The 14,891-nt window shown below is 69.9% G+C and carries 14 protein-coding genes; 6 read left to right on the top strand and 8 right to left on the bottom strand.

The features are described from left to right. Positions 1-91: 91 nt before the first annotated feature. From OHT51_RS18095 to OHT51_RS18085, 3 genes are all read right to left on the bottom strand, one after another. The gene (locus tag OHT51_RS18095) at positions 92-574 is read right to left on the bottom strand and encodes a VOC family protein (protein ID WP_328879971.1); all 483 of its coding nucleotides are present in this window, start codon (positions 572-574) and stop codon (positions 92-94) included. 182 nt (positions 575-756) lie between these two features. Further along, a complete protein-coding gene (gene rarD, locus OHT51_RS18090) occupies positions 757-1,701 on the bottom strand; it encodes an EamA family transporter RarD (RefSeq protein WP_443052717.1) in 945 nt (314 codons plus the stop codon). A 218-nt stretch (positions 1,702-1,919) separates the two neighbouring features. Next, entirely contained in the window at positions 1,920-2,774 is an 855-nt protein-coding gene (locus tag OHT51_RS18085) for an SDR family oxidoreductase (protein WP_328879969.1), read from the bottom strand. 89 nt (positions 2,775-2,863) lie between these two features. On the opposite strand from OHT51_RS18085, the gene OHT51_RS18080 reads away from it, so the two are divergent. Beyond that, positions 2,864-3,262 carry a winged helix-turn-helix transcriptional regulator gene (locus OHT51_RS18080; protein WP_328879968.1) on the top strand — a complete coding sequence of 133 codons (399 nt, stop codon included), beginning with the start codon at positions 2,864-2,866 and terminating at the stop codon, positions 3,260-3,262. A gap of 87 nt (positions 3,263-3,349) precedes the next feature. Here the strand turns inward: OHT51_RS18080 and OHT51_RS18075 are convergent, their stop codons facing one another. From OHT51_RS18075 to OHT51_RS18055, 5 genes are all read right to left on the bottom strand, one after another. Further along, a complete protein-coding gene (locus OHT51_RS18075; protein WP_328879967.1) occupies positions 3,350-4,429 on the bottom strand; it encodes a 2-oxoacid:ferredoxin oxidoreductase subunit beta in 1,080 nt (359 codons plus the stop codon). After that, positions 4,422-6,350 (bottom strand): 2-oxoacid:acceptor oxidoreductase subunit alpha, encoded by a 1,929-nt coding sequence (locus OHT51_RS18070; protein WP_328879966.1) that lies wholly within the window; start codon positions 6,348-6,350, stop codon positions 4,422-4,424. Before OHT51_RS18070 ends, OHT51_RS18075 begins: the two co-directional genes overlap by 8 nt. A gap of 287 nt (positions 6,351-6,637) precedes the next feature. Continuing rightward, positions 6,638-7,336 (bottom strand): response regulator transcription factor, encoded by a 699-nt coding sequence (locus OHT51_RS18065; protein WP_328879965.1) that lies wholly within the window; start codon positions 7,334-7,336, stop codon positions 6,638-6,640. Between the two features lie 346 nt (positions 7,337-7,682). Continuing rightward, positions 7,683-9,047 carry a sensor histidine kinase gene (locus OHT51_RS18060; RefSeq protein ID WP_328879964.1) on the bottom strand — a complete coding sequence of 455 codons (1,365 nt, stop codon included), beginning with the start codon at positions 9,045-9,047 and terminating at the stop codon, positions 7,683-7,685. A 138-nt stretch (positions 9,048-9,185) separates the two neighbouring features. Continuing rightward, a complete protein-coding gene (locus OHT51_RS18055; protein WP_328879963.1) occupies positions 9,186-10,394 on the bottom strand; it encodes a sensor histidine kinase in 1,209 nt (402 codons plus the stop codon). Between the two features lie 245 nt (positions 10,395-10,639). Here OHT51_RS18055 and OHT51_RS18050 point away from each other — a divergent pair, with 245 nt between their 5' ends. The 5 genes from OHT51_RS18050 to OHT51_RS18030 are packed head-to-tail and all read left to right on the top strand — an operon-like array spanning position 10,640 to position 14,883. Next, positions 10,640-11,062, top strand: a complete 423-nt coding sequence (locus OHT51_RS18050) for an NADH-quinone oxidoreductase subunit A (protein WP_328424719.1) — start codon at positions 10,640-10,642, stop codon at positions 11,060-11,062. After that, complete coding sequence (locus OHT51_RS18045; protein ID WP_328879962.1) at positions 11,053-11,721, top strand: NADH-quinone oxidoreductase subunit B; 669 nt, start codon at positions 11,053-11,055, stop codon at positions 11,719-11,721. Before OHT51_RS18050 ends, OHT51_RS18045 begins: the two co-directional genes overlap by 10 nt. Next, a complete protein-coding gene (locus tag OHT51_RS18040; RefSeq protein ID WP_328879961.1) occupies positions 11,718-13,337 on the top strand; it encodes an NADH-quinone oxidoreductase subunit C in 1,620 nt (539 codons plus the stop codon). The genes OHT51_RS18045 and OHT51_RS18040 overlap by 4 nt, the downstream gene beginning before the upstream one ends. Then, positions 13,334-14,302: a complex I subunit 1/NuoH family protein gene (locus OHT51_RS18035; protein ID WP_328879960.1), complete on the top strand. Its 969-nt coding sequence runs from the start codon at positions 13,334-13,336 to the stop codon at positions 14,300-14,302. The genes OHT51_RS18040 and OHT51_RS18035 overlap by 4 nt, the downstream gene beginning before the upstream one ends. A gap of 2 nt (positions 14,303-14,304) precedes the next feature. Continuing rightward, complete coding sequence (locus OHT51_RS18030; protein WP_328879959.1) at positions 14,305-14,883, top strand: NuoI/complex I 23 kDa subunit family protein; 579 nt, start codon at positions 14,305-14,307, stop codon at positions 14,881-14,883. Positions 14,884-14,891: the final 8 nt, after the last annotated feature.

Raw genomic sequence — 14,891 nt, 5'->3', positions numbered from 1 at the left:
TCCGTCAAGAGGGCCGTGAGTGCAGGAAGTTCGGACAGGGGAGGGGCATCCTCCGGGTGGAGAAGGGGCATGAGGACATCCCCGGCGGGCCTCACTGCACGCAGAACTCGTTCCCCTCCGGATCCGCCATCACCGCCCACTCCCCGCCCGGCTCCTTCACGTGCCGCAGCACACTCGCCCCCAGCCCCTGCAGCCGCTGGACCTCGCTCTCGCGCTCCCCGGCCGCCGCGTGCAGATCGAGATGGAGCCGGTTCTTGACGGACTTCGCCTCCGGCACGCGCTGGAACAGCACCCGCCGCCCCAGCCCGGTCCCGCTGTCCTTGTCGAACGGGTCGTCCGGATGCCGTACGGCCACCAGGTCCCGGAAGGCGAGACGTGCGTGGAACTCGACGACGTCCTCCCGCGGCAGCACGCCGAGCTCCAGCAGCCGCTCGATGAACGCGCCGTTGTCCTCGACCTCGTAGTGCAGCGCGGCGGCCCAGAAGTCGGCCTGCGACTGGGGGTTGCCGCTGTCGACGACGAGCTTCCAGTGGAGGGGGGTGGGGGCGGAGGGGGATTTCGGTGCCTGTGTCATGCGACCACTCATAGGGGGTGGGGGAGGGGGCCGCAATGAGAATCGCCGGGGTGGGGCAGTCTCGGCCCGTCCGGTGTCCGCCCGGGTGGGGCAGTCGCAGCTCGTCCGGTGTCCGCCGGGGTGGGGCAGTCTGAGCCCGTCCGGTGTCCGCCGGTGCGGGCAGTCTCAGATCGCCCGGTGTTTCAGGCGTCCACCGCGGCGGACGCCGGCTTCTCCACCCGCGGCACGCTGAGCCGAGCCACCCTGCCCCTGTGCGCGGAGCGCCACGCGTCGGCCGTCAGCAAGGTCAGCGCCAGCCACACCAGCGCGAACCCGGCCCACCGCTCGGCGGGCATCGCCTCATGGAAGTACAGGATGCCGAGCAGGAACTGGAAGACCGGCGCCAGGTACTGCAGCAGCCCCAGCGTCGACAGCGGTACGCGTATCGCGGCGGCGCCGAAGCAGACGAGCGGCAGGGCGGTGACGACGCCGGTGGCCGCGAGCAGGGCCACATGTCCGGGCCCCTGAGAGGTGAACGTCGACTCCCCGCGCGCCCCCAGCCACGCCAGATACGCCACGGCGGGCAGGAACTGGATCGCGGTCTCCGCGGCCAGCGACTCGACGCCGCCGAGGTTGACCTTCTTCTTCACCAGCCCGTACGTGGCGAAGGAGAAGGCGAGGACGAGGGAGATCCACGGCGGCCGGCCGTACCCGACGGTCAGCACGATCACGGCCGCGAAGCCGACCCCGACCGCCGCCCACTGCACCGGCCGCAGCCGCTCCTTCAGCAGCAGCACGCCCATCGCGATGGTGACGAGCGGATTGATGAAGTACCCGAGGGATGCCTCGACCACGTGTCCCGAGTTCACGGACCAGATGTAGACGCCCCAGTTGACGGTGATCACGGCCGCGGCAACGGTGACGAGCGCCAGCCGCCGCGGCTGCCGTATCAGCTCACCCGCCCAGGCCCAGCGCCGCACGAAGACCAGCGCGACCGCCACGAAGACGAGGGACCAGGCCATCCGGTGCGCGAGGATCTCGACCGCGCCGGCGGGCTTCAGCAGGGGCCAGAACAGGGGAACGAGCCCCCACATCCCATACGCGGCGAAGCCGTTCAGCAGTCCTATACGCCGCTCTCCCTGCGACATCCCGCTCACGGCCCCTCCTTCGCGCACACACCGGACCGCGCCCATACGACGGTCTGCACGAAGGTAACGCCGAATACCCCCGCCTGTCATGCCCGTATCGCCATACGGTCATGACAGACGGGGGTGGAGCGCCCAAGGCGCCCTGGGGGGCGTCGGCCCTCGGGGCTCGGGCCTGCGGGGCCCGGTCCTCAGGCCCTCCGCCATCGGCCCTCGCGAACTCAGACCTTGAGGCCGGCCGCGATCGCCTCGGCCAGCGGCGTGGTCGGACGGCCGGTCAGGCGGGACAGGTCCCCGCTGTCGACGACCAGTTCGCCCTTCTCGATGGAGGCGTCCACACCGGCCAGGATCACGGCGAACGGCTCAGGCACCCCAGCACCCGTCAGGATGCCGACCAGGGCGTCCGTGGAGACGGCGTTGTCGGCGATCTCCTTGCCGGTCTGCCGGCTCAGCTCGGCGGCGTACTCGGAGAGGCTCCACGCGACGTCGCCGCCCAGCTCGTACGTCTTGTTCTCGTGCCCCTCGCCCGTCAGTACGGCGACGGCGGCGGCCGCGTAGTCGGCGCGGGAGGCGGAGGAGACGCGGCCCTCGCCGGCGGCGTGGGTGACGGCGTTGTGCTGCAGCACCGGGGAGAGGTTCTCGGTGTAGTTCTCGTGGTACCAGCCGTTGCGCAGCAGTGCGTACGGCAGCCCGGACTCCACAAGCGCCTTCTCGGTGCCGCGGTGGTCGTCGGCGAGGGCGGCCGTGAGGCTGCCGGGGGCGCTGGTGTAGGCGAGCAGGGCGACACCGGCGGCCTTGGCGGCGTCGATGACGACCTTGTGCTGGCCGACACGGTCGTTGCCGACCTCGCTGCCGGATATGAGCAGCACCTTGTCGCCGGCCGCGAACAGTCCGTCGAAGGTCTCGGGCGCGTTGTAGTCGGCGACGGCGATCCTCACGCCGCGCTCGGCGAGGTCGGCGACCTTCTCGGGGGTGCGGACGACGGCGGTGACCTGGTCGGCCGGAACCTTTTCCAGCAACTGCTCCACGACGTGGCGGCCGAGGTGTCCGGTGGCTCCGGTGACGACGATGCTCATGATCAGAACTCCTTGTGGGGTGCGTTGGCACTAACCCTAGGAGGTGCGCTAACTCTGCGAAAGTACCCACTTTGAAGTAAGGTACTGGCATGGCAGTAAGTGACATGGTGAGTGCGACGGCGAGCAAGTACGACATCGGCGAGCAGATGTGCCCCTACCGCCTGGTCCTGGAGCACGTCACCAGCCGCTGGGGCGTCCTCGTCCTGATCGAACTGATGGAGCGCCCCTACCGCTTCAGCGAACTGCGCCGGGCGATCGGCCGGGTCAGCGAGAAGATGCTGACCCAGACCCTCCAGACCCTGGAGCGGGACGGCCTGATCCACCGCGACGCCCAGCCGGTGATCCCTCCGCGGGTCGACTACTCCCTGACCGACCTGGGCCGCGAGGCGGCGGAACAGGTGCGCGGACTGGCGCTGTGGACCAAGGACCGGATGGGAGACGTGCAGAAGGCGCGGGTCGCGTACGACGCGCGCAAGAGCGGCGCCTGAACGGCAGGTCCGAGAACCCCGCCGGAACGACCGAGGGCCCGGATGCCGTACGGCACCCGGGCCCTCAACTCTCTCCCAACGTGCCGGTCAGCCCACCACCGTCCAGGTGTCCCCACCTGCCAGCAGCGAGGCCAGGTCTCCCTTGCCGTTCTGCTCGATAGCCGTGTCCAGCTGGTCGGCCATCTGCGTGTCGTACACCGGACGCTCCACCGAGCGCAGCACACCGATCGGGGTGTGGTGCAGGGTGTCCGGATCGGCCAGGCGGGACAAGGCGAAGGCCGTGGTCGGGGATGCGCAGTGGGCGTCGTGGACCAGGATCTGCGACTCGTTCTCCGGGGTCACGGTGACGACCTTCAGGTCGCCCGTCTGCGGGTCCCGTACGACGCCGCGCGCACCGTCGGTGCCGAAGCGGATCGGCTGTCCGTGCTCCAGCCGGATCACGGCCTCCTCGGCCTGCTGCTTGTCCTTGAGGACCTCGAAGGCGCCGTCGTTGAAGATGTTGCAGTTCTGGTAGATCTCGATCAGCGCCGTACCCCGGTGGGCGGCCGCCTCGCGCAGCACCTGGGTGAGGTGCTTGCGGTCGGAGTCCACCGTGCGCGCCACGAAGGACGCCTCCGCGCCGATGGCCAGGGACACCGGGTTGAAGGGCGCGTCCAGCGAGCCCATCGGCGTCGACTTGGTCACCTTGCCGACCTCGGAGGTCGGGGAGTACTGGCCCTTCGTCAGACCGTAGATCCGGTTGTTGAACAGCAGGATCTTGAGGTTGACGTTGCGGCGCAGGGCGTGGATCAGATGGTTGCCGCCGATCGACAGCGCGTCACCGTCGCCCGTGACCACCCACACGCTCAGGTCCCGGCGCGACGTGGCCAGCCCCGTCGCGATCGCGGGGGCGCGGCCGTGGATGGAGTGCATGCCGTACGTGTTCATGTAGTACGGGAAGCGGGACGAGCAGCCGATGCCCGAGACGAAGACGATGTTCTCCTTGGCCAGGCCCAGCTCCGGCATGAAGCCCTGAACCGCGGCGAGGATCGCGTAGTCACCGCAGCCAGGGCACCAGCGCACTTCCTGATCGGACTTGAAGTCCTTCATGGACTGGCGGGCCTCGGCCTTGGGGATCAGCGAAAGTGCCTCGATCGTGCCCGTGCCTTCCGTGGACGTCTCAGGCATCGATGGCCTCCTTGAGAGCCTTGGCGAGCTGTTCCGCCTTGAACGGCATGCCGTTGACCTGGTTGTACGAGTGGGCATCCACCAGGTACCTCGCCCGGACCAGAGTGGCGAGCTGGCCGAGGTTCATCTCGGGGATCACCACCTTCTCGTAGCGTCCGAGTACCTCGCCCAGGTTGTGCGGGAACGGGTTCAGATGGCGCAGATGCGCCTGCGCGATCGACTCGCCGGCGGTGCGCAGCCGACGGACCGCGGCCGTGATCGGGCCGTACGTCGATCCCCAGCCCAGCACCAGCGTCTTCGCCTCGTGCGGGTCGTCGACCTCCAGGTCGGGCACCTCGATGCCGTCGATCTTGGCCTGGCGGGTGCGGACCATGAAGTCGTGGTTGGCCGGGGCGTAGGAGATGTTGCCCGTGCCGTCCTCCTTCTCGATGCCGCCGATCCGGTGCTCCAGGCCCGGAGTGCCCGGGACCGCCCACGGCCGGGCGAGGGTCTGCGGGTCGCGCTTGTACGGCCAGAAGACCTCGCTGCCGTCCTCCAGGGTGTGGTTCGGACCCTGCGCGAACTGCACCGTCAGATCCGGCAGCTCCTCCAGCTCCGGGATCCGCCAGGGCTCCGAGCCGTTGGCCAGATAACCGTCCGACAGCAGCATCACCGGCGTGCGGTACGTCAACGCGATCCGCGCCGCCTCCAGGGCCGCGTCGAAGCAGTCGGCCGGGGTGCACGGGGCGACGATCGGGATCGGCGCCTCGCCGTTACGGCCGAACATTGCCTGCAACAGGTCCGCCTGCTCCGTCTTCGTCGGCAGCCCCGTCGAGGGCCCGCCGCGCTGGATGTCGATCACCAGCAGCGGCAGCTCCAGCGACACCGCCAGCCCGATCGTCTCCGACTTCAGCGCCACACCGGGGCCGGAGGTCGTGGTCACCGCCAGCGAACCGCCGAAGGCCGCACCCAGCGCCGCGCCGATGCCCGCGATCTCGTCCTCGGCCTGGAAGGTCCGCACACCGAAGTTCTTGTGCCGGCTCAGCTCGTGCAGGATGTCCGAGGCCGGGGTGATCGGATACGAGCCCAGGTAGAGCGGCAGGTCCGCCTGGCGGGACGCGGCGATCAGCCCGTAGGACAGGGCGAGGTTCCCGGAGATGTTGCGGTAGGTGCCGACCGGGAAGGCCGTCGTCGCCGGGGCGATCTCGTAGGAGACGGCGAAGTCCTCGGTTGTCTCGCCGAAGTTCCAGCCCGCATGGAAGGCCGCGATGTTCGCCGCCGCGATCTCCGGCTTCTTGGCGAACTTCGACGTCAGGAACTTCTCGGTGCCCTCCGTCGGCCGGTGGTACATCCAGCTCAGCAGGCCCAACGCGAACATGTTCTTGCTGCGCTCGGCCTCCTTGCGGGTGAGGTCGAACTCCTTGAGCGCCTCGACCGTCAGCGTGGTCAGCGGCACCGGATGGAGGCTGTAACCGTCGAGCGAACCATCCTCCAGGGGGCTGGTGTCATAGCCCACCTTCTGCATCGCCCGTTTGGTGAACTCGTCCGTGTTGACGATGATCTCCGCGCCGCGCGGAAGATCGCCGATGTTGGCCTTCAGCGCCGCCGGGTTCATGGCGACCAGCACGTTCGGCGCGTCGCCCGGAGTCAGGATGTCGTGGTCGGCGAAGTGCAGCTGAAAGGAGGACACGCCGGGCAGAGTGCCGGCGGGAGCGCGGATCTCGGCCGGGAAGTTCGGCAACGTCGACAGGTCGTTGCCGAAGGACGCCGTTTCCGAGGTGAAACGGTCGCCGGTGAGCTGCATACCGTCGCCCGAGTCCCCCGCGAAACGAATGATCACCCGGTCCAGCCGGCGGACGTCCTTCGTCCCTCCCGGTTTGCGCTGCTCTCCCACGACGGCTTCGTCGGCCTGCTCCGCTGGGCTACTGACCTGGCTGGTCACTGAACTGGACCTCCTTCGAGGCGGCTGTCTGCGCATGGCCTTCCCGCAAGCCTTCCCAGGATCAACCCTACGTCCGCAAAGGTCGCCCTCCCTGGGCCATTCGCATGACGGACGCGGGTTTGACCTGGTTCGCCACCCTGACTTGTCATGGTTTACACGCCCCCCGACGCTTCTTTTGAAGACGCTCCCTGCCCTTTGTTCGGTTGCCGCGTTCGTGCTTGTCGGCCGGCCTGCTCGGTGGGCGCCGCGCGAACGGTTGCCCATTTGACTGACACGGTGTCAGTCCGTCAGGAGTTCAGATAGGTGAGGACCGCAAGAACGCGACGGTGATCCCCGTCACTCTGGGACAGCCCGAGCTTCAGGAAGATGTTGCTGACGTGCTTCTCGACGGCGCCGTCGCTCACCACCAGCTGCCGGGCGATCGCGGAGTTGGTCCGCCCCTCCGCCATCAGTCCCAGGACCTCCCGCTCCCGCGGGGTGAGCCTCGCCAGCACGTCCTGCTTACGGCTGCGGCCAAGGAGCTGCGCGACGACCTCCGGGTCGAGGGCCGTACCCCCTTGGGCCACCCGCACGACGGCGTCCACGAACTCCCGAACCTCCGCCACGCGGTCCTTGAGCAGATAGCCGACTCCACGGCTGGAACCGGCCAGCAGTTCCGTGGCGTACCGCTCCTCCACGTACTGCGACAGCACGAGTACCCCGAGTCCGGGGTGCGTCTTGCGCAGCTGCACGGCCGCCCGCACTCCCTCGTCGGTGTGCGTCGGCGGCATTCTGACGTCCGCCACCACCACATCCGGCAGCTCGCCCAGCCCGTCCAGCTCCGTGATGGTCTTGATCAACGCTTCGCCGTCCCCGACGCCGGCCACGACCTCGTGCCCACGGTCGGTCAACAGCCGGGTCAGCCCCTCCCTGAGCAGCACCGAATCCTCGGCGATGACCACCCGCACCCTGTCCTCCACGATCCCCGGCCCCCCGTGCCTCGGCATTCGGCCGAGCGTCTCCCGGCCCTGTCGTCCTCGCGACCTCAGTATCCCGCGATCTGCTCTCCGTCACCGGGCCTGTGGATAACCTGCCCGAGCCGGTTGGGATCGCTTGTGGACAAAGGAGGCGTCTTGGGGGTCTTGGGGGGCGCGTGCTCGGGAGCACTCACCTTCAAGAGACCGAAGGAGGGCCGGGGGGCCGAAGAGCCGGAGCCGAAGCAGGGCCGTGGGGGGCGTGGCGATGGCCTGGAGGCGGACGAGGTCCGCTCCAGGCCAATGACTGGCCAATGACTATTTGTCGAACTGCACAGTGGGCTCAGTCGAACTACACAGTGGGCTTACACGAATGCGGCTACACGGTCCGCCAAGGAAGCTCCGCCGTGACCCGCGTAGGTCCGCCGACCGGCGAGTCCACCACCAGAATCCCGTCCACCGCGTCCAGCCGTTCCGCCAGCCCGGCCAGCCCCGACCCCCCGGATATGCCGGCACCGCCGATCCCGTTGTCCACGACCTGCAGCATCAGCCGGTTCTCCACCTGCCACACATCCACCGCGGCCCATGTGGCCCGCGCATGCTTGCTGATGTTCTGCAGCAGCTCCGACACCGTGAAGTACGCGATCCCCTCGATCGCCGGCACCGGCCGCCGCTCCAGATCCACCTGGACCTCCACCGGCACCGTGCACCGCGAGGCCACCGCCGACAGGGCCGCGTCCAGCCCGCGGTCGGTCAGGACCGCCGGATGGATGCCGCGGGCCAGATCCCGCAGCTCCTGCAAGGCCGTCTTCACTTCGCCGTGCGCCTCGTCGACCATCCGCGCCGCCGCCTGCGGGTCCTCCGTCAGCTTCTCCTTCGCCAGACCCAGATCCATGGCCAGAGCCACCAGGCGGGCCTGGGCACCGTCGTGCAGGTCGCGCTCGATGCGTCGCAGGTCCGCGGCGGCCGTATCGACGACGACGCCGCGGTCCGACTCCAGCTCCACCACACGCGTGGCCAGTCGCGACGGCCCGAGCAGGCCGTGCACCAGCAGCCGGTCCACCTGCGTCAGCGCCCGCACGATCCACGGCGTGGCCAGCGTGAACAGCAGGCCGACCAACGCGGTGAGCGTGATCTCGAACGGGTTGTCGAGGTAGAAGTGGTGCGTCTCGTCGCCGTACACCTGAATGCCGTCCTGGCCGACCCACATCGGGAACACCCAGAACCACAGCGGATACGTCAGCATCGCCCAGCCGTACGCCCAGACGTTCACGGCGACGACGAAGGAGAACACCGCCCACGGGAAGTGCAGGACCGCGTACAGCACGCTCCGCCACGACGTCCCGCTCTTCAGTACGGCGCCCATCCACGCCATGAACCCACGCCGGCGCATCCGCAGCGGCTCCGGGTCGGCCACGTCCAGGTGCAGCAACGCACGCGCGCGTGCCCGCTCCAGCGCGCCGAAGGCCCGGCAGCCGGCGAGCCCCGCCGCCAGCACCGGGATGCCGAGGAACGTCACCAGCAGGCCCGCGCCCAGCGACACCATCGTGATGGCGTAGACGAACAGCGTGATGCTGATCGGCAGGCTCAGCAGCACGTACCCGAACTCGCGCCAGCTGCGTGCCTCGAACGGCGCCCGCAGCCCCGCCGGCAGCCGGTGCCGTCGCTCGCCGCCGTGCTCGGGAAGACCGTGCTCGGGGTAACCGAGCCCGTGCCCGTAGCCCTGTCCGTACTCCGTGGCCATCGGCGTCGTCCGTTCTCCTCGTCCTGTCAGCCCCGCCCCGGGGCTGTGCCGTCGTATCTCCAACCCTGCTGCGCCGCAGGTCCACGGACCATGGAGTCCGTCGGCGTCTTGAACGGGGGGTTTTCCCTACCCCCTGAGCTACCCCTGCCCGGGGACGCGGTCGCGCCAGGGCAGCTCCGCCGTCACGGTCGTAGGACCGCCCCGGGGTGACTCGATGACGAACAGGCCGTCCACGGCGTCCAGCCGGTCGGCGAGACCGCGCATGCCCGTGCCGCCGTCGAGGCGCGCGCCGCCGCGGCCGTCGTCCCACACCTGGATGAGCAGCCGGTCGTCCGAACGCCACACCTCGACCGACGCCGACTTCGCCCCGCTGTGCTTGCTGATGTTCTGCAGCAGTTCGGAGACGGTGAAGTAGGCGATGCCCTCGATGGCCGCGGCCGGTCGGGACGGCAGGTCGGCGGTCACCTTCACCGGCACCGTGCAGCGCGAGGCGACCGCCGACAGGGCCGCATCCAGGCCCCGGTCGGTGAGGACGGCCGGGTGGATGCCGCGCGCGAGATCCCGCAGCTCCTGAAGTGCCAGTTTCACCTCACCGTGCGCCTCCGCGACCATCGACGCCGCCCCGTCGGGATCCTCCAGCAGCTTCTCCTTGGCCAGGCCCAGCCCCATGGCCAGGTTGACCAGACGGGCCTGCGCGCCGTCGTGCAGGTCGCGCTCGATGCGCCGCAGGTCGGCCGCGGCCGTGTCCACCACGACGCCCCGGTCCGACTCCAGTTCCGCGATACGGCGTTCCAGCTCGTCGGAGGGCGACAGCAGGCCCCGCACCATCGCCCGGTCCGCGTTCGTCAGGCCCCGCGCGATGAACGGCAGCACCGGCCACAGCACGAACAGCGAGGTCAGCGTGATGACGAAGGTGAGGATGCCCCATGGCAGGCGGATGAAGTCGTACAGGATCGTGCGCCAGCCGACGGGGTCCTTCAGCGCCAGCCACAGCTGTGGGAAGAAGCCGTCCTTGCCGCCGCGCAACGGCAGCGGACTCGGCTCGTCCACCCGCACCCCGAGCAACGCACGCGCGCGTGAGCGCTCCAGCTTGCCCAACTGCCGCGCACCCACCAGGCCGGCGGCGAGCAGCGGGAACCCGATCACCGTCAGCGTCAGCAGGGCACCGGTGAACAGCACTGTCACGACGTAGACGAAGCCGAGCAGCGCCAGCGGAAGGTTCGCCAGGAGGTGCGCGATCTCCTTCCAGGTGTGCCGGTCGTAGGCGAAACGGGCGGGTGGCAGCGGCGGCTGGTCACCGTCGGAACGCCCGGAGGCGTTCCACGAAGGGCTGGGGCTTTCGGTCATATGGGTTAGCGTGCCGCGCGGTGCGCCGCCGCGCCATGAGGCGGACCGCCGAGGTCTTCCGGGGGAAATCCCCACCCCCGCGCCCGAGGCGAGTCTCGACGAGATCTCAAGGTGTGACGGGCTGCTTACGCTGTCTTTAGCAGGGCCTAGACTCCCGTGCGTACAGATCGTCGAACAGCGGTGTTCACGAGATCCCAGGTCGCAGGACACTGGTAGGCAACGAGGTCAGGGAGCGAGGGGCGGACGTGTCGGAACAGACCGTCGTCGTCGCGGCGGATGTGCATTACGTCGTCGTCTCGGCGGACTACTTCCAGTCCTACTCGGTCGTGGGACTGCTGGCCGTCATCGGCGTGCTGTTCGTCGCCGTCGCCTTCGGCGCGGGCCGACTGCTGCGCCCCGTGGTTCCCACGCCCGAGAAGCTCCTGACGTACGAGTGCGGCGTCGACCCCGTCGGCGAGGGCTGGGCGCACACCCAGGTCCGCTACTACGTCTACGCCTTCCTCTACGTGATCTTCGCCATCGACTCGATCTTCCTGTTCCCCTGGGCGACGGTGTTCGCCGACCCGGGCTACGGCGCGACCACCCTCGTCGAGATGTTCATCTTCCTCGGCTTCCTGGCCGTGGGCCTGCTCTACGCATACAAGAAGGGCGTCCTGGCATGGACGTGACGCCAGAAGTGAACTCGCCGGAACGCGCGGAAGTGGATTCGCCGGAGCCCGTTCTGCTCCCGGAGCCGAAGCGGCTTGGCGCGTTGGCCCGCCTCGCCCCGGAACCGATGAAGGTGATCCTGAACTGGGGCCGCCGCTATTCGCTCTGGGTCTTCAACTTCGGCCTCGCCTGCTGTGCCATCGAGTTCATCGCCGCGTCGATGGCCCGCCACGACTTCATCCGCCTGGGCGTGATCCCCTTCGCGCCCGGCCCCCGGCAGGCCGACCTCATGGTCGTCTCGGGCACGGTCACGGACAAGATGGCCCCGGCCGTGAAGCGCCTGTACGAACAGATGCCCGAGCCGAAGTACGTCATCTCCTTCGGCGCCTGCTCGAACTGCGGCGGCCCGTACTGGGACTCCTACTCCGTCACCAAGGGCGTCGACCAGATCATCCCGGTGGACGTGTACGTCCCCGGCTGCCCGCCACGGCCTGAGGCACTGCTCCAAGGCATCCTGAAGCTCCAGGAGAAGATCGCGCGGGAGTCGCTGGGGGAGCGGTACGGCACCGGAGCGGCCCGGCCGTCCACGGCGGCGTTGCAGGGCGGGCTGGTGCGCGGGCCGAAGGCGCCCGATGCCGGCGGAACGGGTGCCGACAGCGCGGGGGAGGCCGACCGATGACGACGATCGGCTGGCTGCCCGCCCCCGTCGAGGACCTCTTCGGACCCGATGCCACGGCCGAGGAGTCCTACGAGGTCCTGACGGTCGACGTCCCCCCGACGTCCTGGATCCCCGCACTTGAAGCGGCCCGCGACGAGCTGGGCTGCACCTACTTCGACTGGCTGAGCGCGGTCGACGAACCCGGCACCGGCTTCCACGTCGCCGCCCACGTCGCCGCCCTGTCTCCGGTACGGCGCCTGCTGGTCCGCACGACGGTCCCGCACGAGGCACCGACGCTGCCCACCGCGATCGGCGTCTACGCGGGCGCGGCCTGGCACGAACGCGAGACGCACGAAATGTTCGGCGTGGCCTTTACCGACCACCCTGCCCTCGACCACCTGCTCCTCCCGGAGAACTTCGAGGGCCACCCCCTCCGCAAGGACTTCGTCCTGGCCGCCCGCGTCGCCAAGGCCTGGCCCGGCGCCAAGGAACCCGGCGAGTCCGAACACGGCGGTCCGAAACGCCGCCAAATGCTGCCCCCCGGCGTCCCCGACCCGAACGAATGGGGCCCCCTGAAGGGCCAACTCCCCCCAGCCCCCGCCCGCCCGGCTCGCGGCACGGCACGCACAGCAGGGGAACGGCCGCCCCGCGCAACGGGCGAACGACCGGTCCGACGCACGCGCACGTCGGCGGAGGGTTCGGCGAGCCAGGCGGAGGCTGCGGCTGCGGGTGGGGCTCCGACGGGGGCTCCTGCCGTGGGTGCGGCGCGGCGGTCGCGTACGTCGGCGGAGGGTTCGGCGAGCCAGGCGGAGACGCCGACTGTGGGCGGGGCTCCGGCGGGGGCTCCTGCTGCGGGTGCCGCGCGGCGTGCCCGTACGGCCGCGGAGGGTTCGGCCAGCCAGACGGAAGCCTCGGCTGGTGCCGCGCCCGCAACGGGTCCGGCCCGGCGTACGCGTACGGCAGCCGAAGGGTCGGTCAGTCAGCAGGACGCCGCTTCGCGGGCCCAGACATCCGAGGGCGAGCCGGTCGCTACGGACTCCGAGAACTCGCCGGAGGCGGGCGGACCCCCGGCCGCCACCGGAACGCCGCCGACCACGTCCGGAACGCCGCCGACCAAGTCCGGCACGCCGACCACCGCGCGCCGCACCCGGAGCGCAGGCGAGGGCTCGGCGAGCCAGCGAGCGGCCGAGACGTCGACGGACGCGACGACCGAGGGAGCGGCGGCCTCGTCGAACTTCCGCAACTCGGACGCCCCCTGGCACCACGCACGCCCGGCCTTCGACGAACCGGCACTCCAGCAACAGCCCGAGCCCGCGCCGGAGCCGGAGAGCGTGGCCGAGCCCGCGCCGGAGCCGGAGAGCGTGGCCGAGCCCGCGCCGGAGCCGGAGAGCGAGGCCCAGCCCGCATCGGAGTCGATGAGCGAGGCCGAGCCGCAGACCGAAGCCGAGGCCCAGCCCGAGGCCAAGTCACCGTCGGAGACCCCGGCGAAGCCCGACCCGTCCGACCCAGCAGCCACGCCCGCGTCCGACGGTGCCGAATACTCCACCGACGAAAACCCGGACCACCCCGACCACCCGGACCACCCGGACCGCCCGGACGACCCGGACCGCACAGACCCCTCAGGAGGCACGCAGTGAACGACGCGCTCGACGTCACCCTGCGACTCCTGATCGTCTTCGTCGTCTTCCTCACCTTCCCGCTGCTCATCGGCCAGACCGAGCACAAGGTGATGGCCCACATGCAGGGCCGCCTCGGCCCGATGTACGCCGGCGGCTTCCACGGTTGGGCCCAACTCGTCGCCGACGGAGTGAAGTTCGCGCAGAAGGAGGACGTCGTCCCGGCGGGCGCGGACCGCCGTATCTTCCAGCTCGCCCCCGCAGTGGCCCTCCTCCCGTACCTGCTCGTCCTCCTCGCCATCCCCATCGGCCCGGGAGAGGGCGCGGTCGGCGAGGTCATCGACGCGGGCATCTTCTTCGTCCTGGCGGTCATGGGCGTAGGAGTCCTCGGCTCACTCATGGCCGGCTGGGCCTCCGCCAACAAGTTCTCCCTCCTCGGCGGCCTCCGCACCGCCGCTCAGCTCCTCGCCTACGAACTCCCGATGCTGCTCACGGCCGCCTCCGTGGCGATGGCTGCCGGGACCGTCTCCCTCCCCGGCATCCTCGATGCCTTCGAGTGGTGGTGGCTGCCCTGGCAGATCGTCGGCGCGATCGTCTTCTTCGTCGCCGGACTGGCCGAGCTGCAGCGACCGCCCTTCGACATGCCCGTCGCCGACTCGGAGATCATCTTCGGCGCCTACACCGAGTACACCGGCCTCCGTTTCGCTCTGTTCCTCCTCGCCGAGTACGCCGGAATCGTCGTCCTGTGCGGCCTGACCACCGTCCTCTTCCTGGGCGGTTGGCACGGCCCCTGGGGTGCCGACGGCCTCGGCTGGGTCTGGACCCTGCTGAAGACGGCCGTCCTCGCCTTCATCGTGATCTGGCTCCGCGTCACCTACCCCCGCCTGCGCGAGGACCAGCTCCAGAAGCTCTCCTGGACCCTCCTCGTCCCCCTCTCCCTCGCCCAGATCGCCCTCACCGGCATCGTCAAGGTGGTGATCCAGTAACCATGGCCCCCATTCCTGGCAGTGGCCTGGCCAAGGGCCTGGCCGTCACCCTCCGCACGATGACGAAGAAATCCGTCACCGCGCAGTACCCGGACACCCAGCCCGACCTCCCGCCCCGCACCCGTGGCGTGATCGGCCTGTTCGAGGAGAACTGCACGGTCTGCATGCTCTGCGCCCGCGAGTGCCCGGACTGGTGCATCTACATCGACTCCCACAAGGAGACGGTCCCGGCGGCGACCCCGGGCGGCCGGGAACGCAGCCGCAACGTCCTCGACCGCTTCGCCATCGACTTCTCCCTGTGCATGTACTGCGGTATCTGCATCGAGGTCTGTCCTTTCGACGCCCTGTTCTGGTCCCCGGAGTTCGAGTACGCCGAGACCGACATCCGCGAGCTCACCCACGAGCGCGACAAGCTCCGCGATTGGATGTGGACCGTCCCGGCCCCGCCCGCCCTCGACCCCGGCGCGGAGGAGCCCAAGGAGATCGCCGCCGCCCGCAAGACCGCTGAGAAGCTGGCGGCCGCGCAGGCTGCGGAGGCCGAACCGACCGAGCCGACCGGGCCGCAGGGGGGTGAGTCGTGACGTCCACC

The organism is Streptomyces sp. NBC_00299, assembly GCF_036173045.1.
GTDB classification, from domain to species: domain Bacteria; phylum Actinomycetota; class Actinomycetes; order Streptomycetales; family Streptomycetaceae; genus Streptomyces; species Streptomyces machairae.
This window is presented reverse-complemented; position numbering and strand designations above follow the sequence as displayed.

Bases quoted from the DNA above. Each gene is read 5' to 3' on its own strand.
- OHT51_RS18095 (WP_328879971.1), bottom strand. From the start codon at position 574: ATGACACAGGCACCGAAATCCCCCTCCGCCCCCACCCCCCTCCACTGG.
- OHT51_RS18040 (WP_328879961.1), top strand. From the start codon at position 11,718: ATGACGACGATCGGCTGGCTGCCCGCCCCCGTCGAGGACCTCTTCGGA.
- OHT51_RS18075 (WP_328879967.1), bottom strand. From the start codon at position 4,429: ATGCCTGAGACGTCCACGGAAGGCACGGGCACGATCGAGGCACTTTCG.
- OHT51_RS18030 (WP_328879959.1), top strand. From the start codon at position 14,305: ATGGCCCCCATTCCTGGCAGTGGCCTGGCCAAGGGCCTGGCCGTCACC.
- OHT51_RS18055 (WP_328879963.1), bottom strand. From the start codon at position 10,394: ATGACCGAAAGCCCCAGCCCTTCGTGGAACGCCTCCGGGCGTTCCGAC.
- OHT51_RS18045 (WP_328879962.1), top strand. From the start codon at position 11,053: ATGGACGTGACGCCAGAAGTGAACTCGCCGGAACGCGCGGAAGTGGAT.
- OHT51_RS18065 (WP_328879965.1), bottom strand. From the start codon at position 7,336: ATGCCGAGGCACGGGGGGCCGGGGATCGTGGAGGACAGGGTGCGGGTG.
- OHT51_RS18060 (WP_328879964.1), bottom strand. From the start codon at position 9,047: ATGGCCACGGAGTACGGACAGGGCTACGGGCACGGGCTCGGTTACCCC.
- OHT51_RS18080 (WP_328879968.1), top strand. From the start codon at position 2,864: ATGGCAGTAAGTGACATGGTGAGTGCGACGGCGAGCAAGTACGACATC.
- rarD (WP_443052717.1), bottom strand. From the start codon at position 1,701: ATGTCGCAGGGAGAGCGGCGTATAGGACTGCTGAACGGCTTCGCCGCG.
- OHT51_RS18085 (WP_328879969.1), bottom strand. From the start codon at position 2,774: ATGAGCATCGTCGTCACCGGAGCCACCGGACACCTCGGCCGCCACGTC.